Source organism: Collinsella sp. wc0583, assembly GCF_046116915.1.
Classification (GTDB): domain Bacteria; phylum Actinomycetota; class Coriobacteriia; order Coriobacteriales; family Coriobacteriaceae; genus Collinsella.
This window is the reverse complement of sequence record NZ_JBJXBN010000008.1, coordinates 14,295-38,133: the sequence shown is the minus strand read 5'-3', so window position 1 is coordinate 38,133 and position 23,839 is coordinate 14,295. Positions and strand designations below refer to the sequence as shown.

At 57.9% G+C, this 23,839-nt stretch carries 24 protein-coding genes and 1 tRNA gene; 18 read left to right on the top strand and 7 right to left on the bottom strand.

The window, feature by feature from the left end; translation table 11 throughout:
* The first annotated feature begins 3 nt into the window (after nt 1-3).
* The 4 genes from ACKUUJ_RS08115 (at nt 4) to ACKUUJ_RS08100 (ending at nt 3,459) form a co-directional block, all read left to right on the top strand.
* A complete protein-coding gene (locus ACKUUJ_RS08115; RefSeq protein WP_055251218.1) occupies nt 4-432 on the top strand; it encodes a hypothetical protein in 429 nt (142 codons plus the stop codon).
* A gap of 15 nt (nt 433-447) precedes the next feature.
* A complete protein-coding gene (locus ACKUUJ_RS08110) occupies nt 448-1,146 on the top strand; it encodes a HEAT repeat domain-containing protein (protein ID WP_055251216.1) in 699 nt (232 codons plus the stop codon).
* A 6-nt stretch (nt 1,147-1,152) separates the two neighbouring features.
* On the top strand, nt 1,153-2,238 hold the full coding sequence (locus tag ACKUUJ_RS08105) for an isocitrate/isopropylmalate dehydrogenase family protein (protein ID WP_022094615.1): 1,086 nt from the start codon (nt 1,153-1,155) through the stop codon (nt 2,236-2,238).
* Between the two features lie 126 nt (nt 2,239-2,364).
* Nucleotides 2,365-3,459 (top strand): hypothetical protein, encoded by a 1,095-nt coding sequence (locus ACKUUJ_RS08100; RefSeq protein ID WP_409065251.1) that lies wholly within the window; start codon nt 2,365-2,367, stop codon nt 3,457-3,459.
* A gap of 114 nt (nt 3,460-3,573) precedes the next feature.
* Here the strand turns inward: ACKUUJ_RS08100 and ACKUUJ_RS08095 are convergent, their stop codons facing one another.
* Both ACKUUJ_RS08095 and ACKUUJ_RS08090 read right to left on the bottom strand, forming a co-directional pair.
* On the bottom strand, nt 3,574-3,813 hold the full coding sequence (locus ACKUUJ_RS08095; RefSeq protein ID WP_118388347.1) for a helix-turn-helix transcriptional regulator: 240 nt from the start codon (nt 3,811-3,813) through the stop codon (nt 3,574-3,576).
* A gap of 9 nt (nt 3,814-3,822) precedes the next feature.
* Complete coding sequence (locus tag ACKUUJ_RS08090) at nt 3,823-4,461, bottom strand: hypothetical protein (protein WP_409063553.1); 639 nt, start codon at nt 4,459-4,461, stop codon at nt 3,823-3,825.
* 702 nt (nt 4,462-5,163) lie between these two features.
* Here ACKUUJ_RS08090 and ACKUUJ_RS08085 point away from each other — a divergent pair.
* From ACKUUJ_RS08085 to nagA, 8 genes are all read left to right on the top strand, one after another.
* On the top strand, nt 5,164-5,607 hold the full coding sequence (locus tag ACKUUJ_RS08085; RefSeq protein WP_409065250.1) for a PTS fructose transporter subunit IIA: 444 nt from the start codon (nt 5,164-5,166) through the stop codon (nt 5,605-5,607).
* Entirely contained in the window at nt 5,607-5,888 is a 282-nt protein-coding gene (yajC, locus tag ACKUUJ_RS08080; protein WP_409065249.1) for a preprotein translocase subunit YajC, read from the top strand. Before ACKUUJ_RS08085 ends, yajC begins: the two co-directional genes overlap by 1 nt.
* A 36-nt stretch (nt 5,889-5,924) precedes the next feature.
* A complete protein-coding gene (agaV, locus tag ACKUUJ_RS08075; protein ID WP_022094611.1) occupies nt 5,925-6,407 on the top strand; it encodes a PTS N-acetylgalactosamine transporter subunit IIB in 483 nt (160 codons plus the stop codon).
* 90 nt (nt 6,408-6,497) lie between these two features.
* A complete protein-coding gene (locus ACKUUJ_RS08070; RefSeq protein WP_022094610.1) occupies nt 6,498-7,298 on the top strand; it encodes a PTS sugar transporter subunit IIC in 801 nt (266 codons plus the stop codon).
* Nucleotides 7,288-8,370: a PTS system mannose/fructose/sorbose family transporter subunit IID gene (locus tag ACKUUJ_RS08065; RefSeq protein ID WP_055251210.1), complete on the top strand. Its 1,083-nt coding sequence runs from the start codon at nt 7,288-7,290 to the stop codon at nt 8,368-8,370. The genes ACKUUJ_RS08070 and ACKUUJ_RS08065 overlap by 11 nt, the downstream gene beginning before the upstream one ends.
* A 185-nt stretch (nt 8,371-8,555) precedes the next feature.
* On the top strand, nt 8,556-9,287 hold the full coding sequence (locus ACKUUJ_RS08060) for a GntR family transcriptional regulator (protein ID WP_022094608.1): 732 nt from the start codon (nt 8,556-8,558) through the stop codon (nt 9,285-9,287).
* A gap of 114 nt (nt 9,288-9,401) precedes the next feature.
* Entirely contained in the window at nt 9,402-10,568 is a 1,167-nt protein-coding gene (locus tag ACKUUJ_RS08055) for an SIS domain-containing protein (RefSeq protein ID WP_035137674.1), read from the top strand.
* 117 nt (nt 10,569-10,685) lie between these two features.
* Complete coding sequence (nagA, locus tag ACKUUJ_RS08050; RefSeq protein WP_022094606.1) at nt 10,686-11,855, top strand: N-acetylglucosamine-6-phosphate deacetylase; 1,170 nt, start codon at nt 10,686-10,688, stop codon at nt 11,853-11,855.
* A gap of 75 nt (nt 11,856-11,930) precedes the next feature.
* Here the strand turns inward: nagA and ACKUUJ_RS08045 are convergent, their stop codons facing one another.
* Nucleotides 11,931-12,515, bottom strand: coding sequence for a flavodoxin domain-containing protein (locus tag ACKUUJ_RS08045; protein WP_118372965.1), 585 nt, complete (start codon nt 12,513-12,515; stop codon nt 11,931-11,933).
* 157 nt (nt 12,516-12,672) lie between these two features.
* Here ACKUUJ_RS08045 and ACKUUJ_RS08040 point away from each other — a divergent pair, with 157 nt between their 5' ends.
* The 3 genes from ACKUUJ_RS08040 to ACKUUJ_RS08030 all read left to right on the top strand — a co-directional run bounded on the left by ACKUUJ_RS08040 (nt 12,673) and on the right by ACKUUJ_RS08030 (nt 15,220).
* Nucleotides 12,673-13,554, top strand: a complete 882-nt coding sequence (locus ACKUUJ_RS08040; protein WP_409065248.1) for an aldose 1-epimerase family protein — start codon at nt 12,673-12,675, stop codon at nt 13,552-13,554.
* Nucleotides 13,555-13,613: 59 nt separating this feature from the next.
* On the top strand, nt 13,614-14,549 hold the full coding sequence (locus ACKUUJ_RS08035; protein ID WP_409065247.1) for a hexose kinase: 936 nt from the start codon (nt 13,614-13,616) through the stop codon (nt 14,547-14,549).
* 197 nt (nt 14,550-14,746) lie between these two features.
* Complete coding sequence (locus ACKUUJ_RS08030) at nt 14,747-15,220, top strand: YhcH/YjgK/YiaL family protein (protein WP_347479668.1); 474 nt, start codon at nt 14,747-14,749, stop codon at nt 15,218-15,220.
* A 212-nt stretch (nt 15,221-15,432) separates the two neighbouring features.
* Here ACKUUJ_RS08030 and ACKUUJ_RS08025 read toward each other — a convergent pair.
* Nucleotides 15,433-15,508 (bottom strand) — tRNA-Thr (locus ACKUUJ_RS08025).
* A gap of 207 nt (nt 15,509-15,715) precedes the next feature.
* On the opposite strand from ACKUUJ_RS08025, the gene ACKUUJ_RS08020 reads away from it, so the two are divergent.
* A complete protein-coding gene (locus tag ACKUUJ_RS08020; RefSeq protein ID WP_347479669.1) occupies nt 15,716-16,198 on the top strand; it encodes a PTS sugar transporter subunit IIB in 483 nt (160 codons plus the stop codon).
* A 325-nt stretch (nt 16,199-16,523) separates the two neighbouring features.
* Here the strand turns inward: ACKUUJ_RS08020 and ACKUUJ_RS08015 are convergent, their stop codons facing one another.
* Complete coding sequence (locus ACKUUJ_RS08015) at nt 16,524-17,576, bottom strand: aldose epimerase family protein (RefSeq protein ID WP_409065246.1); 1,053 nt, start codon at nt 17,574-17,576, stop codon at nt 16,524-16,526.
* A gap of 206 nt (nt 17,577-17,782) precedes the next feature.
* On the opposite strand from ACKUUJ_RS08015, the gene ACKUUJ_RS08010 reads away from it, so the two are divergent.
* Nucleotides 17,783-18,547 carry a DeoR/GlpR family DNA-binding transcription regulator gene (locus tag ACKUUJ_RS08010; RefSeq protein WP_055251192.1) on the top strand — a complete coding sequence of 255 codons (765 nt, stop codon included), beginning with the start codon at nt 17,783-17,785 and terminating at the stop codon, nt 18,545-18,547.
* Nucleotides 18,548-19,053: 506 nt separating this feature from the next.
* Here ACKUUJ_RS08010 and lacG read toward each other — a convergent pair.
* Together lacG and ACKUUJ_RS08000 are read right to left on the bottom strand one after the other, a co-directional pair.
* On the bottom strand, nt 19,054-20,475 hold the full coding sequence (gene lacG / locus ACKUUJ_RS08005) for a 6-phospho-beta-galactosidase (protein WP_204986886.1): 1,422 nt from the start codon (nt 20,473-20,475) through the stop codon (nt 19,054-19,056).
* A 75-nt stretch (nt 20,476-20,550) separates the two neighbouring features.
* Complete coding sequence (locus ACKUUJ_RS08000; protein ID WP_117583551.1) at nt 20,551-22,329, bottom strand: PTS lactose transporter subunit IIBC; 1,779 nt, start codon at nt 22,327-22,329, stop codon at nt 20,551-20,553.
* 284 nt (nt 22,330-22,613) lie between these two features.
* On the opposite strand from ACKUUJ_RS08000, the gene ACKUUJ_RS07995 reads away from it, so the two are divergent.
* Nucleotides 22,614-23,615: a LacI family DNA-binding transcriptional regulator gene (locus ACKUUJ_RS07995; RefSeq protein WP_117583550.1), complete on the top strand. Its 1,002-nt coding sequence runs from the start codon at nt 22,614-22,616 to the stop codon at nt 23,613-23,615.
* The last annotated feature ends 224 nt before the right edge of the window (nt 23,616-23,839 follow it).

Genomic DNA, 23,839 nt, shown 5'->3' with positions numbered 1-23,839 from the left:
CCTATGAGCTTGACGTTCGTGGTGCTTGCGCTGGTGCTCTTTCTCTTTGCGATCTACATCGGCTTTTTGTGCGGCCAGTGGGCGTGCGAAAAGCGCGTCATCACCAAGCGCGACTACTGGATTGCCAACTTTGCGGGAGCTGCGGCAGTCGTCCTGCTGACCTGGGTGTTCTCGCTGTTCCCGCTGGTGCAGTTTGCGCCGATCGGCTGGCTCGGCGGCTTTATCGCCGGCCTTAAGATGAGCTTTGGCGAGTCCGTCGGTCCGTGGCGCAAGCACGACGAGGTCTTTAACGTCAACAAGGCACACCGCGCCGCCGCCGACGCGGGCGATGCCGAGGAACGCCGCCGTGCGCGTCGTAATGGCGCTGCCGACCGACAGCTCATCTCGGTCACCGATGACAGCAAGGGTGCTGGCAAGCACGCTAAGAAATAGTAAGAAGAGGTAACTATGGCAGAAAACAAAGACGAACAGCTCACCGACGAGGAGCTGGCACAGCTTCAGCTGGCAGAGGAGAACGAGAATGCCGTCGACCGCCTGGTCCAGGAGCTCGGCTGCCCCACGCGCCGTATCCGCCAGTTTGCCGCCCGCGTGCTGCACCTGCTTGCCGAGCGCGATCCGCAGCGCGTGGTGCCCTGCGTGCCCGCGCTGATCGAGGCGCTCGACCGCCCCGAGGCTCAGACCCGCTGGGAGGCCCTCGATGCCCTGACGGCGCTCGCCACCACCTGCCCCGAGCAGCTGGGCGATGCCTTTGAGGGCGCCGAGACCGCACTGTTCGACGAGATTTCCTCCACGCTGCGCTATGCCGCCTTCCGCCTGCTGTGCGTGTGGGGCGCCACGAGTGCTGAGCGTTCACGCGAGGCTTGGCCCATCCTAGACGAGGCCATCCAGTGCTACCACGGCGACCTTGAGTATCGCGATATGCTCGGTTGCCTGTACGAGTTTGGCCAGGGCGAGATCGACGCCGAGGTCGCCGAGAAGCTTGCGCTGCGCCTTAAGTTCGACGCCGAGAACGGCAAGGGCAGCTATCTCAAGGCCCGTTCGAGCGAGATTTGCGAAATGCTTGTTAAACGTTTTGGCCTGGATCTCTCCAAAAAGAAGAAGCGTGCTAGCGTTAAAAAATCTGACGACGCCGAAGACGAGGAGTAACAGATTATGGCGCACGATGTAGTCCTGATTCCCGGTGACGGTATCGGTCCCGAGATTACGCAGGCCATGCGCCGCGTGGTCGAGGCCACCGGTGTCCAGATCAACTGGAACGTCCAGGAGGCAGGTGCCGGCGTCATGGACGAGTTTGGCACGCCGCTGCCCCAGCACGTGCTCGATGCGGTCGCCGAGACCAAGGTTGCCATCAAGGGCCCCATCACCACGCCGGTCGGCACGGGTTTCCGCAGCGTTAACGTGGCCCTGCGCAAGCACTTCGACCTGTACGCCTGCGTGCGCCCCTGCCTGTCGCAGCCGGGCGACGGCTCGCGCTTCCGCGACGTCGACCTGGTCATCGTGCGTGAGAACACCGAGGACCTCTACGCCGGGATCGAGTTCGATGAGGGCGCTGCCGAGGTCGAGGAGCTCTCACAGCTTGTCGAGCGCTCGGGTCAGAAGACCTTCGCCGCCGATTCCGCCATCTCAATTAAGCCCATCTCCATCGCCAAGAGCCGCCGCATTGTGGAGTACGCCTTTGAGTACGCCCGCCGCTGCGGCCGTAAAAAGGTGACGGCCGTGCACAAGGCCAACATTATGAAGGCGACCGATGGCCTGTTCCTGCGCGTTGCGCGCGAGGTGGCCGCCAACTATCCCGATATTGAGTTCAACGACAAGATCGTCGACGCCACCTGCATGGGCCTGGTCCAGAACCCCAACGACTTCGATGTCCTGGTGCTGCCCAACCTGTACGGCGATATCGTCAGCGATCTGTGCGCCGGCCTGGTAGGTGGCCTGGGTATGGCCCCCGGCTCCAACATCGGTGCCGACTGCGCCATCTTCGAGGCAACGCATGGCTCCGCGCCCGATATCGCTGGCCAGGATATCGCCAACCCCACGGCCGAGATTCTCTCTGCTGCGATGATGCTCGATCACCTGGGCGAGAACGACGCTGCCAATCGCATTCGCGCCGCCGTATCTGCCACGCTCGACGAGGGCGAGCAGGTTACCGGCGACGTGCGCCGTGCCCAGACCGGTTCCGTCGAGGGCGCCGTGGGCACGCAGGCCTTTGCCGATGCCGTTATCGCGCACCTGGCCTAAGGTAGGCACGCTGCAAACGCCTAAATAGTACTTAAGTGTTTGCGTATAACCTAAGAATCAATACGCCCGGCACTCTGTCGGGCGTATTCTATTGAAGACTATGTTTCCTAACAAGGAGTAACTGATATGGGTCTGATTCAAAAGAAGGACGAGAAGGACGAGATCGACGGCATCCAGATCATCGAGCGCGGCGAAGGCCCCGACGGTGACGAGGACGAGAAGATCGATCTGGTCGCCGGTACGTCTGCCGAGCACATTGCCGCCGGCACGACGGCCGAGGAGGAGGACGCCCGACTGGAGGCTCAGATTGCCGCGGATGCCGCTGACGAGAATCTGATGCCCGAGGCCCAGGATGAGGACGACGATATTCTGGGTTCCGATGAAGACGACCATGCATCCAGGCACAAGAAGACGATGATTGCCGCCTTTGTGGTTGCCGTCGTGATCGCCGCCGTGGTCGGCTTCTTTATTGGCAATGGCGGCTTTGGCGGCAAGGGTGTCGGCTCGTCGACCCTGACCGAGGACCAGCTCGATTCGACCGTGGCAAGCTATAGCTACAACGGCAAGAAGAGCGACATCACCGCGCGCGAGGCCATCGAGAGCCAGTACAGCCTCGACACCGTCAAGGATAGCGATGGCAACTACACCGCTCCTTCTGCCGACGTCATCCTGTCCTACGTGCGCAACAAGATCCTGCTCGACGCTGCCGAGGACGAGGGCATTACCGTCTCCTCTAAGGAGATGAAGCAGTACGCCGAGGAATCCATCGGCACTTCGGACTACAAGACCATGGCCACGCAGTATGGCGTGTCCAAGGACCAGGCCAAGCAGATCGTCCGCCAGTCCGCGACGCTGCAGAAGCTCTACAAGAAGAAGGTGGGCGATAGCTCCGCAAGCATGCCGACCGCTCCGACCGAGCCTTCTGACGGCAATGAGGACACCGCGAGCAAGGATTACGCCGACTACATCATCAACCTTGCCGGCGACGAGTGGGATAGCTCGAAGGGTACCTGGAAGGACGAGAACGGCACCTACGCTAAGGCCTTTGCCGACGATGCCTTTACGGCCGATAGCGCCACCTATAAGCAGGCCATGACCGCCTACTACACTGCTTACCAGCAGTACTCTTCGCAGGCTTCGAGCGCCAGCTCCAAGTGGACCGAGTATGCTAACGGCCTCTACGCCAAGGCCAACATCAGCATCTACGGCCTGTTTGCGTAAAGAGTCGCACGGCTCATCGAGCATCTAGCCGATAGACAGCAGAAAGTCCGCCAGTACGGAAGTCGTTCTGGCGGACTTTTTGCGTTGAGGGCGTGATTGGCGGCTTAATTATGGCTATTCATCTTTAAGTCCAAAAAGGCTATCGGCTTCATCGTCGGATATATATTCCAGTACATCGCCCGGTTGGCAGTCGAGTGCCCGACATATCGCGTCAAGAGTTGAAAAACGTATGGCAGAAACCTTGCCCGTCTTAATGCGTGACATATTGACCTGGGAGATGCCCACGCGTTCCGCAAGCTCTTTGGATGAGATCTTGCGTTCGGCGAGCATGCGGTCAAGCCGCAGAATAATCATGGATTCCCCCTAGAGCAACTCGTCATCTTGTTTTTGCAGGATATACCCGTAGCGGAAGATACTGGCAATCAGGCAAATAATCAGGCCTGCAAAGAGCATGGAGGGCTCGAATAACTGGCCGACGAACGCATCCGTAAAGCTGCCGCCAAATCCTGAGAGTATTATTCCCGTGATTACGGCACCAAGAAGCCTCACGGCAACGCCGCCGATAAGGAATAAATGTCCTACTCGACGAAGTGTGTGGTTACATTCAAGGTCAAAGGGCCTGCCTTCCTTTTCAATGTTGAAGAAAAGCCTGCGCACGCTTAGCGCGATGGTAAGCGCGAGGCATGTCATCAAGAGGCTCCCTATGGCAGTGTGACCATCGTGTGCGACGAGCATAAGTGGGGTCTGCGCATCGGTACCGACGATAGCCAGGCACGGCCCTTCGCCGCCTTGAAGTTCTACGGATTGGAGACACGACCCTTGGGAGAGGCTAGGCAATACGAGTAGAAGGTCAATCGCAATGACTGCGAGAAGTCCCAGAGCGAGCGCCACGGTGGTGCAGATTGTGGCCCATTTGCAGATGCGAGTGAGCTTCCTCAGATCGGCTATTGCCTGTTCACGGTCGATGGCTTCATTCGATTTGGATACGTTCCAGCGGATCATAGCTCCTCCAACCAATGTCTTGGATGATACTTGTATCTTATATCATATTTAATGATAAACGATAAACAATTACAGATTAGAGTAAGTAATGTTTGTGAGACGAATAGCGAGAGCTATGGCTCATTTTGGGTGTCGGAGTTTGGCGCGCGGGGGATGAGGACAAATGTCAAAACTTTCCGTGATCGCATAAGTGCTTCATCGGGTTCCCCGATTCATATGGGAAAACAACTGCAAACGATTGCAAGTAACCGGTGAACGGTCGAAAACTACCGTTCACCGATAATCTCAAAACTGGTTCTAACTGGTATTAAGTCAAAAAGACCAATTCACATATCTTCACAATGACCTGCAATTTTTCTACACGCTATTTTTAGCCGCCCTGCGTTGTTTAGGGACAGGAAAAGTTCCGATCTTTTGCCAAAGCATTTCGAAACGGTTTCAAAACCGCAGGTAGAAGTGTTAACGACCGGTAAACGGTCGAAATATCACCGTGAGCGGTGCAAAAACGTTTTACCGTATGAATCAACGAAAGCGACCTCTTCTGGGGTGATATAGTGACAACAACACGTCACGTGGTTACTACCAGTTTAGAAACCACTGGTCTTCAAAGAACGCTTTCTAAGAAGCTTTAAGGGCGAGCGCCCGCTGGCTTCCGAAAATCATCGGACTCAGATTGTACACACCTTCGGAAGGGAAATTTGAATGGTTGGCTTTATTCTTACCGGTCATGGACAGTTCGCACCCGGCCTAGCTAGCGCTATCGCTATGGTTGCCGGCGACCAGCCCGCTTTTACCGTCGTTCCTTTTGAGGGCGACCAGGCTGCTTCCTACGGTGATGATCTCCGCGCCGCTATTACCGCCATGCGCGAGGAGTGCGATGGCGTGCTCGTCTTTACCGACCTGCTTGGCGGCACCCCGTTCAACCAGTCGATGATGATTGCCCAGGATGTCGACAACGTCGAGGTTCTGACTGGCACCAACCTTCCCATGGTTATTGAGCTTCTGTTCCTCCGCGGCAATGCCACGCTCGCCGAGCTTGGCGAGCAGGCCGTGACCGTTGGCCAGACGGGCGTCACCGCCCAGACGGTCGCATCCGTTGCCGGCTCCGAGGAAGAGGATATCTTCGGCGACGAGGACGGCATCTAATGGCCGATTTCGGAGCCAACGTCCTGAGCTCCTCGGTCGCCCTTTTAGGCCTGCTTGTCATCATGGGCTTGATTTACACCATCTGGTCGCAAATCAACATGAAGAAGAAGCAGAAGTACTTCAAGGAGCTGCACACCGGGCTCAAGCCGGGTCAAGAGGTTCTTTTCGCCGGCGGTATCTACGGAACCGTCAAAGGCATCGAAGGCGAGAAGGTCCAGATCAAAGTCCGATCCGGAGCCGTCGTAGATGTTTCGCGTTACGCGATTCAGGAGATCAAGTAACTGTCGTCAGCAAATAACGAAAGGAAGCTGATCAACATGGCAGAACCCAACATTCTTCTTACCCGCATCGATAACCGACTGGTTCATGGTCAGGTTGCCACCCAGTGGAACTCCACCCTGGGCTCCAACCTCATCCTCGTCGCCAACGACGACGTGGCGTCCAACACCATGCGCCAGAACCTCATGAAGATGGCCGCTCCCGCCGGCGTCGCTACGCGTTTCTTCTCTCTGCAGAAGACCATCGACGTCATTGGCAAGGCGAGCCCGCGCCAGAAGATCTTCATCGTGGCCGAAACACCGGAAGACGTGCTTACGCTCGTCAAGGGCGGTGTGCCTATAAAGAAGGTAAACATCGGCAACATGCACATGTCGGAAGGAAAGCGCCAAGTCGCCACCTCCGTCGCAGTTAACGACGAGGATGTCGCTGCGTTTAAAGAGCTGCAGGAATTGGGGGTGGAGTTGGAGATCAGGCGCGTTCCGAGCACGCCTGTTGAGGACACGAGCAAGCTCTTCTCGTAATCCTCGTGATCCACGTTGTCAGGAGTGAAACCCTGACGTTCTGTACGTGAAATCCAAAGTGCGTACATACATTTTGAAAGGAGGAGCAAGATGGAATACTCGATCATCCAGATCGCTCTGGTCTTCGTCGTCACGTTCATCGCGGCAATCGACCAGTTTGACTTCCTCGAGTCTCTCTATCAGCCCATCGTCACCGGCGCCGTCATCGGTCTTATCCTTGGCGACCTCAACACCGGTCTTCTCGTGGGTGGTACCTATCAGCTCATGACGATCGGCAACATGCCGATCGGAGGCGCTCAGCCGCCTAACGCCGTCATCGGCGGCATCATGGCAGCCATTCTCGCTATCGCCACGGGCCTCGAGCCCAACGCGGCAGTCGGCCTCGCCATTCCGTTCGCTCTGCTTGGCCAGCTTGGCGTTACCCTGGTCTTCACGCTTATGTCCCCGCTTATGTCCACGGCCGATAACATGGCTCACAACGCGGACACCAAGGGCATCGAGCGCCTGAACTACTTCGCCATGGCTCTGCTCGGCCTGATCTTCGCTGTCGTCGTCACCCTGTTCTTCATCGCTGGCGCTACCATCGGTCAGACCATCGCTTCTGCCATCCCGACTTGGCTGCAGACCGGTCTGTCCGCTGCAGGCGGCATGATGCGCTTCGTCGGCTTCGCCGTCCTGCTCAAGGTTATGATGAACCGCGATATGTGGGGCTTCTTCCTCATGGGCTTTGGCCTCGCGCTCATCACCGTTGCCAACGATTCGCTGGCAACCCCTGCTCTGCTCATCCTCGCTCTCATCGGCTTCGGCATCGCTTTCTGGGACTTCCAGCAGCAGACCGAGCTGAAGGGTGCAGCTGTTTCTGACGGAGGTGACTTCGAAGATGGCATCTAATGAGTATGTGATCCCGGAGCACTACGAGGATCTCACTCCTGCTCCGCAGCTCGACCAGAAGACCCTCAACAAGATGGCTTGGCGCTCCTGCTTCCTGCAGGCATCGTTCAACTACGAGCGCATGCAGGCCGCTGGCTGGCTCTACTCCATCATCCCCGGTCTGGAGAAGATCCACACCAACAAGAACGACCTCGCGGCTTCCATGAGCCACAACCTGGAGTTCTTCAACACCCACCCGTTCCTTGTCACCTTTGTTATGGGCATCGTGCTTTCGCTCGAGCAGAACAAGGTTGACATCCCCACGATCCGCGCCGTCCGCGTCGCCGCAATGGGCCCGCTCGGTGGTATCGGTGACGCCCTGTTCTGGCTGACGCTCGTGCCTATCACGGCCGGCATCACCTCCAACATGGCCATCAACGGCAACGCCGCTGCACCGATCATCTTCCTGGTGATCTTCAACGTCGTCCAGTTCGCTCTGCGCTTCTGGCTCATGAACTGGTCCTACAAGCTTGGCACCAGCGCTATTGACGCTCTGACCGCCAACATGCAGGCCTTCACGCGTGCCGCTTCCATCATGGGCGTCTTCGTCGTCGGTTGCCTGGTCGTCACCATGGGTGGCACCCAGATTAACCTCCAGATCCCCAACGGCACCACCCGTGGCCTCTCCGCTACTACCGTGATCGTCTCCGAGAAGGAGGCCGAGAACTTCACCGGTATGGAGGGCATCGATACCGAGACCGCTGAGGCCGGTACCATCGCCATGACCGATAAGGACGGCAACGCCCTTACCGCTTCCGATGCCGACGGCAACGCTGTCGAGTGCGGCGTCACCGATTTGGGTAACGGCATGGAGTCCGTGACCTACGGCACCGTTACCGAGGATCCGGTCAACTTCTCTGTTGCCGACACCCTCAACACCATCGTCCCGAAGCTCGTCCCGCTTATGCTTACGCTGCTGCTTTACTACATGTTCGCTAAGCACAGCTGGACCCCGACCAAGGGCATTCTCCTGCTCTTCGTCCTTGGCATCCTGGGCGCTGGCCCGCTTGGTCTCTGGCCGAGCATCTGGTAAGGCTCTAGCTTGAGGGGTGTGTCCCTACGCGGCTCACACCCCGACCCCTTAAGCCATGTGTATGTTAAAAGCCGCGTGCTCGAAAGAGCGCGCGGCTTTTGTTTTCTTAATGATTCGGGTGTGGCAGACAGATAATGCATAACACCCTAGGTAGTTAGCCGAATTCGAGCAAAAGGGAGGATAGGATGGCGATCGGAGCGCGTAAGCAACCGCTGTACGATCAGCTGGTCGATATTCTGACCGAAAAGATTGACCATGAATATCGCGCCGGTGACATGATTCCTTCCGAGCGCGAACTTTCGGAGCGCTATGGTCTCTCGCGCACTACGGTACGCCTGGCTCTGCAGGAACTGGAGCGTTTAGGACTGGTTGTTCGGCAGCACGGTCGCGGTACCTTTGTGACCGACCGTTCGGCAAAAGCAACCAATCTTATGCAGTCCTACAGCTTTACCGAGCAGATGCGCGCGATGGGTCGAGAACCCGAGACCACGATTCTCGAGTTTTGCGAGATGGAGGCCGATAAGAATCTGGCCGAGCATATGGGATTGCGCATCGGTGATCGCATTTTTAAGCTCAAGCGCCTTCGTTCTGCTGACAACATGCCCATGATGGTCGAACGCAGCTATCTACCGGTTCGTCAATTTCTGTCCCTAAAGCGACCGCTGCTGGAGCGTAAGCCGCTTTACGATGTGATTGAGCAGGACTTTCAGCAAAAGATTCGCGTGGCCGAAGAGGAGTTCTATGCGAGCATAGCCCGTCCCACCGATGCCCACCTTTTGGGAATTGTCGAGGGCTCGCCTGTGCTCGATTTGGTCAGGACTACGTATAACGAGTCAAACGAGGTTGTGGAGTATACGCTCTCGGTTGCTCGTGCCGATCAGTTTAAATACAAGGTTTATCACCAGCGTAGTAACTAGTGTTCGCATCGTATCCATATGGTGATTCTTTGCATTTAACTGGTTACTACCAGATAACCAACCGAAGTGTATAATTGCACGTCAGAGGATTACTTCTAGAGAGAGGTATTAGAAATGTTCGAGAAGAGTGTCGAGGAGCTCACCGAGCTCGGCGCCCAGATCACCACGGCCGAGATTGCTCAGCAGCCCGAGCTTTGGCGTGATACGCTCAACATCTATCGCGAGAACAAGGAGGCCATCGAGGCCTTCCTGGCCGAGGCTCGCGCTATGGGCGAGGGTCGTCTGTCCGTTGTCTTCACCGGTGCCGGTACGTCCGACTACGTTGGCGATACCTGCGCCCCGTACCTGCGTCACGCTGGCAACACTGATCTCTACGACTTTAAGCCCATCGCCACGACCGACATCGTGAGTGCCCCGCGCGACTTCCTGCGCGCCGAGGATCCCACGCTCGTGGTTTCCTTTGCCCGCTCTGGCAACAGCCCCGAGAGCCTTGCCGCCGTTGCCGTTGCCAAGGAGCTCGTCCACAACGTCAAGTTCCTCAACATCACCTGCGCTCCCGAGGGCAAGCTTGCCGTCGAGTCTGCCGATGATCCCAACGCGCTGACGCTGCTCATCCCGCGCGCCAACGACAAGGGCTTCGCCATGACCGGTTCTTATTCCTGCATGACCCTGCTCTCCACCCTTATTTTTGACACTGCCTCTGACGAGCAGAAGGCCGAGTGGGTCGAGACGATTGCCAAGATGGGCGAGGAGGTCATCTCCCGTGAGCCTGAGATCGCCGATTACCTGGCTGGCGACTTCAACCGCGTGACCTACTTGGGTTCTGGCTCCTTCGGTGGCCTTGCCCAGGAGAGCCAGCTCAAGATCCTCGAGCTTGCTCACGGTCTGGTCGCTACTTCCTACGACACCTCCATGGGCTATCGTCACGGACCTAAGTCCTTCGTCGACGATAAGACGCTCGTCTTCGTGTTCGTCAACAACGACGCCTACACCCGTCAGTACGACATCGACATCCTCAACGAGATCGGTGGCGACGAGATCGCTCAGCACACCATCGCCGTTCAGCAGGAAGGTGCCACCGTCTACGAGGGTGAGTCCTTCACCTTTAAGGGCTACGAGGCACTTCCCGAGGGCTACCTTGCACTGCCGTTCGTGATGTTTGCTCAGGCTATCAGCCTGCTCAACTCCGTGCGCGTGGGCAACACGCCCGATACGCCGAGCCCCACCGGCACGGTCAACCGCGTGGTTAAGGGCGTGACGATTCACCCCTTCACCGCTTAATCGCGTCCCCCTGTAAGGGCGCCCGTCCGCTCATAACGGCGGGCGGGCGCTTTTTGTTTTACGTGAGCTGGGTATAAGCATCACCACAGTCAACTGCTTTAGAAGCAAGGAGTGCATATGAGCACGTACGCAATTAAGGCTGACAAGTTCTTCTTGCCGGCAGGCCCGCAACTGGGCGGCTATCTTATGGTCGAGGATGGCGTCTTTGGCGCCTGGCAGGCCGACGAGCCCTCTTGCGAGATTAAGGACTACACGGGATCGTGGATCGCACCGGGTATGGTCGATACTCACATCCATGGTTTCTACAACCACTCAACTACCGATAATGATCCCGAGGGCATCGATATCAGCTCGACCGAGCTTGCCCGTCGCGGTACCACCAGCTGGCTGCCCACGACGTTCACCGATGGCGTCGAGCAGATCAAGGACGCCTGCGCCGCCATCGCCCAGGCTGACGAGGGTCGCGGCCCCGACTTCTGCGGTGCTCGCATTCAGGGCATCTACCTGGAGGGCCCCTTCTTTACCATGAAGCACGTGGGCGCGCAGAACCCCGCTTATCTTATCGATCCCTCCGAGGAGGTCTTCGACCAGTGGCAGGAGGCTGCGGGTGGTCGCATCGTTAAGAGCGCCATGGCTGCCGAGCGCGACGGTGCCGCTGCTTATGCGGCTGCTTTGAACGCCAAGGGTGTGGTGACCAGCATCGGTCACTCAGACGCCACCTACGATGAGTGCATCGCCGCCATCAACGCCGGTGCCAGCTGCTTTACGCATACCTATAACGGCCAGCGCGGGCTGCATCACCGTGAGCCCGGTGTCGTGGGTGCCGCCATGTCCACGCCCGAGACCTATGCCGAGATCATCTGTGACGGCAAGCACGTGAACCCTGCCGCCATCAAGGCGCTGCTGCAGGCAAAGGGCTGGCAGCACACGGTGCTCATCACCGACTGCCTTGGCTGCGGCGGCATGCCCGAGGGCAGCTACACCAGCGGCGGCATGGACGTCATCATGAAGGACAACCTGTGCTGGCTCGCCGACGGCAAGAGCATTGCCGGCTCGGTGCTCACGCTTGCCCAGGGCGTCAAGAACATCGTCGACTGGGGCATCGCCAGCGCCGATATCGCCATCCGCATGGCAACCGAGGTACCGGCTCGCTCTGCACACATCGAGGATAAGTGCGGCAGCATCATGCCGGGTCGCGACGCCGACTTTGTCGTGTTCGACCATGAGCTCACCCTCGTCGAGACGTATGTTGGCGGCCAGAGCGTCGGCAACGCCTTTACCGAGTAACGATAGAAAAAGACGGCGGGCCCGAATCTGCTCGGACCCGCCGTATGGGTTAAACGCTCAAAAGCACCTTTACAGTTACAGCTTGTTAGCGATCTTCTTTGCCGTGCGCTTGACGCCGGCCACCAGGCCTCCTGCAGGATGCTCCTTCTCGTAGGCTAGGCGCTTCTCGCGCTTGGCATACTCTTCGACGATGATGTCGCCGTACTCGTCTTCGATCTTGTCGAAGAAGTCGACGGCGCCCTTAATTTCTTCAGCGGTCGGGTGTCCCTTTTGGACACCGCCGGTGAGTTTGAACGGCCCCCACGTATCAAAGCCGGGGCAACCGTAGACACCCATAAAGATGGCCTGCCTCATGCGGCAGATGCCATCGATATCCTTGCCGTACCACTTGTTTTTGCCGCCATAGGTCATAAGGCCAAACACCTTGTCCTGCGGCTGCAGCACGTTAGTGAGCACGCGTGCCATATCTTTGTCGATCTCGGAGTAATAGATGCCCGTGGCGACGCCGATCAGATGATATTCGTGCAGGTCGGGGTACTCGTTTTTCCCGAGTGACTTCACGTCGAGAGTATCGATTTCGGGGTGCGCCTCGACGATGGCGTCCACGAGCTTTTTCGTATTGCCGTGGTGGCGTGAGGCATAAAGGATGATGGTTCGCATAAGAAGGCCTTTCAGCTGTAATGACGTCAATGTTTGTATGGTACCCCGTTGTATGGTCGGGATACCGGACACATCGACGAGCGCGCGGGTTTGTCCTCTGACTAGGATTGAGACGGGCGCTTGCATGAAAAAAAGCAGTTGTCCGAAAGGATGGATAATGGAATACGCTCTTTCCAACGATTCGATTTCTATCAAGGTTTCCACGGCTGGCGGCTCGTTTACCTCGATTGAGGCTGACGGACGCGAGTATCTGTGGCAGGGTGATCCCGCGGTGTGGTCCGGCCAGGCGCCGGTCTGCTTTCCGATTTGCGGAGGCCTGCGCGATGGTAACGCTATGACGTTTGCCGGGCATCATGTGAAGCTCGCCCGCCACGGCTTTGCGCGCAAGCAGGAGTGGAAGCTGTTGAGTCAAAGCGCAAACGAGCTGGCTATGTGCCTGGCATCCGAGGATAACGCTGCATTGCTGAGCGATTATCCGTATCCGTTTAAACTTGTCGCCCGCTATACGCTCGAGGACGCCGCCGTGCGCGTTTCCTATGAGGTTACCAACGAGAGCACCGAGGACATGCCGTTCTTTATCGGTGGACACCCCGGCTTTAGGTGTCCGCTCGATGAGGGCGAGGCCTATACGGACTACGAGCTGCGCTTTGAGAAGGACGAGGCTGCGGAGCTTTGCACCGCTGTCCCTTCGACTGGCTTGATTGATGTGGACAGGCGCTCCAAGAACCCCATGGTGGGAAAGACGCTGCCTCTGTCGCATGAGCTCTTCGATTTTGCGGAGACCATCTTTGACGTGCTCGAGAGCCGTCAGGTCACGCTTTCCAAGAAGGGCGAGGACAAGGGCGTCCGCCTGAGCTTCGAGGGCTTTCCGTATCTCATTGTGTGGAGCAAGCCCGAGGGCGATTTTGTGGCGGTTGAGCCTTGGGGCGGCCTTTCGACCTGCTCCGATGAGGACGACGTGCTTGAGCATAAGCGCGGCTGCCTTGTCGCCAAGCCCAAGGAGACCGTCGTTCGCTCGTTCACGATTGAGATTCTGTAATTCCGTTTTGTCGACTCGTATCGCGAGGCACAAGGAGCCTGCGAGATAAGGAGCTAAAAATGATCCTCACCGTTACGATGAACCCGTCTGTTGATACGCGCTATCAGCTCGATGAGCTCGTTATCGACGACGTCAACCGTGTGACGCCCGAAAAGACCGCCGGCGGCAAGGGCCTCAACGTGGCCCGTGTGCTGGGTCAGCTGGGCGACGACGTTGTGGCAACCGGTTTGCTCGGCGGCCACATGGGCGCCTACATGGCTGAGCTTATGGACGCCAACGGTATTAACAACGACTTTGTGCCCATCAAGGGCGAGACTCGCATTTGCCTTAACATCCTTCATGCCGGTAACCAGACCGAGCTGCTCGAGAGCGGCCCGACGATTGCCCCCGAGGAGCTCGATGCCTTTACCGCCAAGTTTACCGAGCTTGCGGGTAAGGCCGACGTCGTTACCATCTCGGGTTCGCTGCCCCGCGGCGTCGAGGCAGACTACTATGCCAAGATCACGGGCATTGCCGAGAACGCCGGCGCCAAGGTGCTGCTCGATACCTCGGGTGCTTCGCTCGAGGCCGCCCTTAAGTCCGAAATTAAGCCCGAGCTGGTCAAGCCTAACCTGACCGAGATCAACGGCCTTCTGGGCACGAGCTTTACCACCGACGATGTGGACGAGCTCCGTTCCGCGCTCGCCTCTGACGCCCGCTTCTCCGATATCCCCTGGGTCGTCGTATCCATGGGCGCTGCCGGCTCAGTTGGCTTCCACAATGGCCGTGCGTTCCGCGCTAAGACCCCCGATATCCCCGCCGTTAACGCTACGGGCTCTGGCGATTCGACCATTGCCGGCTTCGCACATGCGATTGCTGCCGGCGCCGACGACGAGACGGTGCTGCGTACCGCCAACACCTGCGGCAAACTCAATGCCATGGATCCCATGACCGGCCATCTGGTCATGGACCGTTGGGACGAGGTTTACAACGGCGTTGTCGTGACCGAGCTGTAGGAGCTTGTGCTGCGGCCCCGGCATCGGTTGCTAGCTCATGTCGACGACAAGTGCAGTAGCATTATGCCGGGGCGCGACGCCGACACTGTCGTGTTCAATCCCGACCTTACCCTGGTCGAGACGCATGTGGGTGGCAACAGCGTCGGTAATGCGTTTGCCGAGTAGCCGCCAAAGAAACGATCCGAGAGGGGATTTAGATGATTTACGGTGCATTGGGCGATATCGAGGAGTACCGTGGAATGCTCAAGGGCCTCGACGTGCTGATCGACTGGCTCGAGGAGAACGATCCGGCGAAGCTCGAGGTCGGCAGCCATTCGATTCTGGGCGACAAGGTCTTTGCGAACGTCATGGCTCCCACGACGCGTCCCGAAGCCGAGGCCCACTACGAGACGCATCAGCGCTATCACGACCTGCAGATCGACGTCGAGGGTCGCGAGGCCTTTAAGGTTGCCACGGGCAGCCTGACGCTGGTTCAGGAGTTTGACGAGAAGGACGACTACGATTTGGTCGATTCCGACGCCTCGATCGCCGGCGATCTTGCTGACGACAAGTTTGCGCTGTTTGTTGCCGGCGAGCCTCACATGCCCACGCTCGAGTTCCCGGGCGATGGCGCGCAGCCGGTCAAGAAGATCTGCTTTAAGCTGCTTGCAGACGCTTACTGGGAGGAGTAACGAGCCGCTCGGCTGAGCTGTTCGTTTTGCGAGCGTTATCCCTTGGAGGAATGCGCTTGGGCCCCGCTGATCGCGGTTCCTTTGGGGATTGCGGTTGGCGGGGCTTTCTGTTTTTGAGTAGGGGGGTTGAGGCCGTTACGATACGTGGATTGGCACGCACGCACTCAAAATCGGCAACAAAAAAGCCGCCCGAAGGCGGCTATCTTGTGCAATGGAGCCAGCGACCGGGCTCGAACCGGTGACCCCCGCTTTACGAGAGCGGTGCTCTACCAACTGAGCTACGCTGGCGGCCATGTGGTGACGCAACTGAGGCGTCAACGGCTGTCTATGATACGGGACATCGCACATCCGCGCAAGGGTTCTGATGGCTTTTCTCACTTTAAATGCACTAATATTAGAGGCGCGATGTCTGCGGCGTCCATCTGGCGCTTGACCAGCTGTTGAGTTGGTGGTCGACGTCCCGCTCGTATGGGTCTCAAACAGAATGGGGCAGCCATGGCTCAACCCAAGATCCTTCTCACGCGTATCGATGACCGTTTCATTTACGGACAAGACGTTGAGCTGTGGAACGAAGCCGTGGGTTCCAACCTTGTCCTAATCGTCAACGATGAGATCGCGGCAGATTCGCGCCAATGGGCACCCATGAGGGTGGCGGCGCCAGAAGGCGTTTGGACGCGGTTTTTCTCGGTGCAAAGGACCATCGACGTCATTCATACCGCAACGCCTCGCCAATTGATTCTGATCATGGTGGCCTCACCCTCCGATGCGCTCGCGCTGGTTAAGGGCGGTGTGCCAATAACCAAGATTAGTATCGGCCATATGCGGGCGGGGGAGGGCAAGCGCTCTGCAACGCCTGCCGTTGCCGTAGGCGATACAGACATCGCCGCCTTCAAAGAGTTGCAAAAGCTCGGTATAGAGCTAGAAATCCGCTATCTCCCCAGTTCCGCCCCCGATCCCATCGGCAATCTGTTCAACTGATCCCTTGGGGACGGAGGAAAACGGATCATTTTGCCTTCGTAGGGGATCTGTGTGGCGCTGTCCGCCAAAACTATGCCGGTTTTCTACGATGAATTGCTTATCGCCGAGCATGCCAAATTTGCAGAGAATAAAACCGCAGGTAAACGAGCTGCTAATTTTTTATAAACCAGCGCGTGGTCGGACATAGTGGGTTCATCGTAGTAATTCGGCATAGTTTTGTTATGTCACCAATTCGGTGGCATCGAAAAGAAGGATTTAGGCATGAAGCAGCGCCCGTCGGCGGTGTGCCGGCGGGCGCTGCTGTGCGATATGTTGTGTTATGGGCTTAGTGCCTCATAAAGTGGTACTCGATCACATTACTGTAGGGATGACCCGGGCCCACAATGCCCTGCGGGAACAGCGGCTGGTGCGGCGTGTCGGGGTACATCTCGGCCTCGAGGGCAAAGCCGGCGCCCCAACCATAGTTGGCATCGTCCTTGGCGTGCTCGTCGCCCAGCCAGTTGCCGGTGTAGAGTTGCACGCCCGGGGCGGTGGTGTAGTAGTCCAGCTCACGACCGGTCCACATCTCCTCGACATGTAGGGCGCGACGCAGGTTGCGGCCGTACTGATAGCCATCGATGCACAGGCAGTGATCGTAGCCACGGGCCTGCTTAATCTGCGGGTCGTCGGCCTCCATGCCGGGTGCGACGGGGCGCAGCTCGCGAAAGTCAAACGGTGTTCCCTCGACCGGAGCGATTTCGCCGGTGGGGATGTTCTGCTCGTTAATGGGCAAGTAGTGGGCAGCGTTGGCGATAAAGAAGTGCTCACAGTCCATGCCGGCGTTATGGCCGGCAAGGTTAAAGTACGTGTGGTTGGTCATGGACACGTAGGTGGCGCGGTCGCTCTCGCAACCATACTCGATGCGGAAGACGCCGGTGCGCGTAACGGTAAACACAGCCGTAAAGGTTCGGTTGCCGGGCAGGCCCAGCTCGCCATCCTTAAGCGAGGTGGTCATGCGCACGGCGTTGTGAGTCTCGTCGAGCTCAACGTCCCATACGCGCTTGTGCAGACCATGCTCAAGATCGCTGTGCAGGTTGTTGACGCCTTCGTTGGCCGGCATGTGCCAGTCCGTGCCGTCGATGGTGATCGTGGCGCCCGCGGTGCGGTTTGCCACGGGGCCGATGGTCGCGCCAAAGCAGGCGGGGTTGTCAAAGTAATCCTCGAGCTTATCGAAGCCCAGTACCACATCGCGCACGTTGCCGGGAATGTCGGGCACATCGATACCCAGCACGGTGGCGCCATAGTCCATAATGCGAACGCAGATCTCGGGCCCGTTGAGGGTGTAACGATGAACGGAGGTGCCGCACGGCGCGGTGCCGAAAAGCTCGGAAGTGATCATTTGGTTCCTAACATCGAGGTATTTCGGACAAACTGTAGCGCGAACAGGCGAGATTATCACTACACCCCACTAAAGCAGGGGGTATTTTTCTCAAAAAAGTGATGATTGGAGCTGTGCGGGTGTTCATTTTTGACGCGCACGAGTCTGATACAATTTGTTCGTTACTGTTTGAATGATATGCGCGCAAAGAACGGCGAGGATTCATCGTGATTAAGGCAGAGCGACAGGATAAGGTTCGTCAGCTGCTCGAAGAGCAGGGCACGGTTTCGGTCAAGGAGATTTCGGATGCGCTGGGCGTTTCGGATATGACGATTCGCCGCGACCTCGAAGAACTTGCGAGCCTGGGCGAGATCGAGCGCGTGCACGGTGGCGCCCGTAGCGCACAGGGACGTCCCCATGCTATGTTGCGCCATGAGTATTCGCACAGCGAAAAGCGCACTAAGCATGCCGAGGAAAAGCTGCAGATCGCGCGCCGCGCCGTTGAGCTCATCGAGGAGGGCTCGACCATCTTTTTGGGCACGGGCACTACGGTTGAGCAGATGGCCTCGATGCTGCCGGCATTTCGCCTGCGCATTGTGACCAATTCGCTTTCGGTGTTTAACCTGCTCGAGGCGCGCGAAGATTGCGACCTGTGCCTCGTGGGCGGTATGTACCGTCGCCGCACCGCCGCTTTTGTGGGACCAACGGCCGAGGATACCCTGCGTGCGTTGGGCATCGACGCGGCGTTTATCGGCGCCAACGGCATTCTGGATGGCGACGTATCTACGTCCAACATGGACGAGGGCCGTATCCAGCAGCTCGCCTTTAGCAAGGCCGACTCACGCTATCTGATCGCCGATTCCAGCAAGATCGGCAAGCGCGACTTCTACACCTTCTGTCGCTTGGACAGCCTGGATGCCGTGGTGTGCGAACCGGGTATCGCCGCCGAGAATCGTGCCGCCATCGAGGAACACACGCAGGTCATCTGCTAGCTAACGCTATGGGATTGCCAACAGGCGATGCGGGAGGACTTTTACCTCCTGTCATTGTGGGGAATCAACGCGTGAGCGCTACGCGATATGACGTGTAAATGAGGACTCCACTATCAAATTGTCTCAACCTGTGACAGGTAGGGGTGAAATCACCAACCAGATGTTACAGATTGGGGGGATTGTCCTGTGCATTTGTCTCAATCTGTAACAGCTAGGACCCAAAAACTCGACTAGATGTTACAGATCGAGATTTTGTCTACCCAGCCATCATCTTTGTCTTGATCTGTAACAGTTAGACGGCCAAAAGCGAATCAGATGTTACAGATCTAGACATTTCGAACCGGGTGCCCCCGTTCATCTCAATTTGTAACAATTGGGGCCAAAAATCTCTGCTAGATGTTACAGATCGAGACAAACGGCCTGCTCGGGCCGAGCCAAAACAAAAAAGGCCGCATGCGAACCCGTGGAGGGATTCTCATGCGGCCGACAGGGGGTATGCGGGGGAACTAGGCCATGAGCAGGCCGGTCTCCGCGACGTTCTTGTACCAGTACGCACTCGCCTTGGGATAGCGGGCCTGAGTCTCGAAGTCGATGTAGAACAGGCCATAGCGCTTGTTATAGCCATTGGTCCAGGAGAACTGGTCCTGCAGCGACCACACAAAGTAGCCGTCGACGTTCACGCCGCCGTCGATTGCCTTGAGGATCCACGCGAGATGCTGACGCATGTAGTCGATGCGAGGGGCGTCGTCGATAAAGCCGTCCTCGAAGTCGTCCTTATAGCCCATGCCGTTCTCGGTGATGTAGATCTTCTTGTAGTTGGGGTAATCGTTCTTAATGCGGAGCAGCAGGTCGTAGAGGCCCTCGGGATAGATGATCCAGTCCCAATCGGTGGTGGGTACGCCTTCGCGCACGCATGACTCGCCCACGCCCTTGAGGAACCAGCGCGAGGAGCCCTTGTCGCCGGTGCCATTGTGGTTGATGTCGTTTTCGCCCTCGGCGGCACGCAGGAACTGGCACTTGTAGGTGTTGACGCCCAGGCAATCGTTGTAGGGGAGCGCGGCGGTCAGTGCGGCGATGTCCTCGTCGCGGACGTCGAGCTCGCCGCCGGCGATATGGGCCAGCTTGGTCGCGGCCTCCATGGTGTCGGCTGCATAGTGGCCGCGGAAGGTGGCGTCGAGTACCCAGCGGTTGTTGATGACGTCGGCCATACGAGCCGCCTCGCAGTCGGCAGCGCTGTTGGGATCGAGGGGATACTTGGGCTCCAGGTTCTGGACAATGCCGATCTCGCCCTCAAAGCCGCCCTCATGGAAGGCGACGACAGCCTTGGCGTGGGCCACCATCATGTTGTGCATGAGCTGGAAGGCCTTGTCCAGGCGGTACTTCTCGCCGTGCGGCCAGTTGCCGACGATAAAGCTGCCCTCGGCGGTTGCGGGAATCTCGTTAAAGGTAAACCAGTGCTTGACCTCGGTGAACTCGGCAAAGCAGAACTTGGCGTACTCGACGAAGGCGTCGATGGTCGTGCGCGTCAGGAAACCCTCGCCGCCGTTCTGGTAAAAGGCCTCGGGCGTATCGAAGTGATCGAGCGTGACATAGGGGATAACGCCAGCTTTGTTGCAGGTGGCGAAAAGCTCGTGATAGAAAGCGACACCCTCGGGGTTAATCTCGCCGGTGCCACTGGGGAAGATGCGGCTCCAAGCGATGGAGACGCGAATGCCGTTAATGCCGAAGCGCTGGCACAAGTCGATATCGACCGGATATTTGTTGTAGAAGTCGCTTGCGGGGTCGGGGGAGAAGCGACCCTGAGCAGCCAGGAAATCGTCCCAGGGCACTTTGCCCTTGCCGTGCGTGCGGGTCTCACCCTCAACCTGGTAAGCGGCGGTGGCGCCGCCAAACACAAAGCCGTCGGGGAACTGCATGGGGTTGGTCATGAGTCATCCTTTCTGTGGGATACGAATAGGGAGAGGTGCCCGAACTGGGGATCCGGGCACCAACAGAGGGAGGAACTAGTCGAGGTTCTCGCGGAGCCACTTGATGGCGCCAGCGGGGTCGCGAGTAAGGTCGATATATTCCTTACCGCGCGGGGCGAGCAGCTTAATGCCCAGGCGATCGGTGTCGGCCTTCATGTCGTTGTAGTAGCTACGGACCTGCGGGGCAAGCACGATAACGTCGTACTGATCCATGATGGCAGTGTGCTGGCCATAGGCGCCTGCGGAGGAAGCGATGTTCTCTCCGGTCTGCGCGGCACCTTCCTTGATGGCGTTGGCAAGCATGGCAGAGGTGCCGGCGCCGGCGCACAGGACGAGGACCTTCAGACCGTCGACATCCTTCTTAGCGGATGCATCGGCAGCGGGCTCGGGCTGATCGGCGACAGGCTTGCTGTCAGCGGCAGCGGCGGTCGGCTCGACGGCAGCGGTGGCCTGCTCGACAGCGGGCGCAGAGGTGCTGGCGGCGATGGTGGCAGCACCATCGGACTCGAGACCCAGCTCGGCGGCGCGCTCGGCTTCCTGGTCGCAGAGCAGCTTATCGTATGCCTTCAAGAACGGCAGGTAGATGATGGCGTCCAGCAAGATGATGATCGCGACAAATACCAGGGCGATAAGCTGGAAGTTCGTGGTGATGAAGATGCCGATGGGGGCAGGGGTAGCCCAAGGCACCACGAAGGAGAAGCCGTTCATGCCCACGTTGTCGATAAAGAACTTGGCAACACTTACGTTGACGCAGCCGGCGGCAACAAAGGGGATGAGCATGTAGGGGTTGAGGATCATGGGCGCGCCAAAGAGCAGCGGTTCGTTGACGGCGAAGGCAACAGGAACAATCGAGGCCTTACCGACGGCTTTGAGCTGCTTGGACTTCATAAAGAGAATCAGCAGAAGCGGAACGATGAACGTGGCGCCGGTGCCGCCGAACTCACCCACGAGCGACATGTTAAAGGTGAGGGAGTGGGCGGGGTGGCCACCGGCCAGCAGAACCTGCAGGTTCTCGGCCTGGTTGGCAAGACGGATGGGGTCGATGCCCGGCTGGACAATCGAAGGGCCGTGGACACCGATGAACCAGAAGAACGCGGTGGCTGCCTGAATAAGGATGAGTCCGGGGTAGGTCTCTGCCGCAGTGAAGAGCGGGGAGAGCAGTTTGATAAGCAGCTCGGAGAACGGAACGCCCATGAGGTTGCGCACAACCACATCGATGATGCCGCAAATGATGACAGCGCCACCGAAGGGGATGATGTCGCGGAAGTTCTGTGCGATGGCGCCCGGAACCTCCTTGGGCAGCTTAATGGTCAGATCGCGCGAGACGCAGAACTTATAGACCCACACGGTAATGAACGCGGCGATATAGGCCGAGAACAGACCGCGCGTACCCATGCTGGTGCAATCGAAGACAGAAAGCTCGGAGCCGTTGAACTTGGTGGTGAACTGCGTAACAGCGAGCAGCAGCATGCTGCACTGGGCGGCAACCATGGTGGAGCCGTCGTTGAGCACCTTGCCGGCGGGCATGCGACGGTTCATGGAAGCCGTAAAGTTCTTGGCGGTGGTGCCGGCAACCATGATGCCCATGACGCCCATGGTGAAGTTGTACAGCTTGTTGCACCAGTCGATGAGCGGCTGGGGCAACGTGATTCCAACTACGCCGGGAAGGGTGGCGATCAGCAGAAAGATCGAAGAGGTAAGGACGATGGGCATGCACCCAAGGAATCCGTCTTTGATGGCCTGGAGGTAGATGTTTCTCGAGATCTTCTCGAAGAACGGTTGATGCTTTTCGAGCATCTTTACGATGGCGTCCATAGAGCTCCTTTGCTACTTGATGCGCGATGCATGTGGATGGAACTGGTCGTCGATGGATGGTCAGGACTGCCCGGAAACCTTCCTGCTTAAGGAAGGCATTGCGAAATGACAACGTTGTCATTTCGTTAATGACAACGTAAGACATTTTTGGAAGAGCAACAAGGATATACGGGTGAGCGGTCGATATTGTCCGGTAAACGGTTGATTTGTCAGTCGGGCAGGTAGTGTATGCTAGAACGCAAAAAGCAAGCGATGCAAAACCGACTGGAGAAGTAGTGGCAACGATGGACAAGAAAAATGTCTCAATGAACGATGTGGCGATTGCTGCGGGTGTTTCTCTCAAGACGGTTTCGCGTGTGATCAACGAGCCCGATAGCGTGCGAGAGTCGACACGCGATAAGGTTCATTCCGCAATGGAGGCGCTCGGGTTTCGAACCAACTTTGCCGCGCGTTCGCTCAAGTTGGGCCGTTACGGGTGCATTGGCGTGGTGCTGTTCCACTTGTCGGGCGGTGCCGTGGACATGATTGACGGTATCGCAGATGCCGCCGAAGAACGCGGCTTTGCGCTCACGATGATCAAAAAGCGGGCGGGGGAGAAGATGACCCTTGCCGAAGCGGCGCGTAGGATGTCGCAGCTGCCTGTTGATGGCATGATCTTCAACCTGCGTCAGATGGTCGATGACTTTGATACTTTTGAGGCACCGAAAGACCTCAAGACGGTGATTATCACACCGATGGAACATCCTACCTGCTCCACCGTCAGTGACGACCAAGAGGGCGGCGCGCGCATGGCGTGCGAGTACTTCTTGAACCACGGGCATAAAAACGTGTACTTCGTCTCTGGTAAGAAAGAGTCGTTGTCGAGCCAGTGCCGTATGAAAGGTTGGCGTGCGGCACTCGAGGCGCGTGGCATTGAGCCGCCCGAGCCTCTGCAAGGCGATTGGAATGCGGATAGTGGCTATGCCGCGGGCCTTGTGCTTGCCGATAAGCCCGATTGCACGGCGGTCCTCGCTGCTAACGACTGCATGGCAAACGGCGTGATGATGGCTCTACGTGACAAAGGGCTCAGTGTGCCCAATGATGTGTCCGTGATCGGCTTCGACGATGAGCTCTATAAGACGATTCCCAACTCGATTCTGACGTCGGTGAAGTTTCGCCACCGCGAGCTGGGCGTCCGTGCGCTCAACGAGGTCGTCGCGGGTCTGGAAGCTCCGAGCTCCAGAAGCCGTACGCTCGTCTCGGGCGTGTTGGTCGAGCGTTCCAGCGTAAAGGACTTGCGGGCGTAGACGTGCTCGGCCTATTCCGTTTGTTTCGATCTGTAACAACTAGACGGTCAAAAGTGGTCTACATGTTACAGATTGAGATTTTCGGCTTGGCCTGTGCGTTCATCTCGATCTGTAACAGCTAGGACCGAAAAACTCGGCTAGATGTTACAGATTGAGATGAACAGGAGGACGGGTGCGGTCTAAACAAAATGGCCCGCGCATCACACATCGATGCACGGGCCATT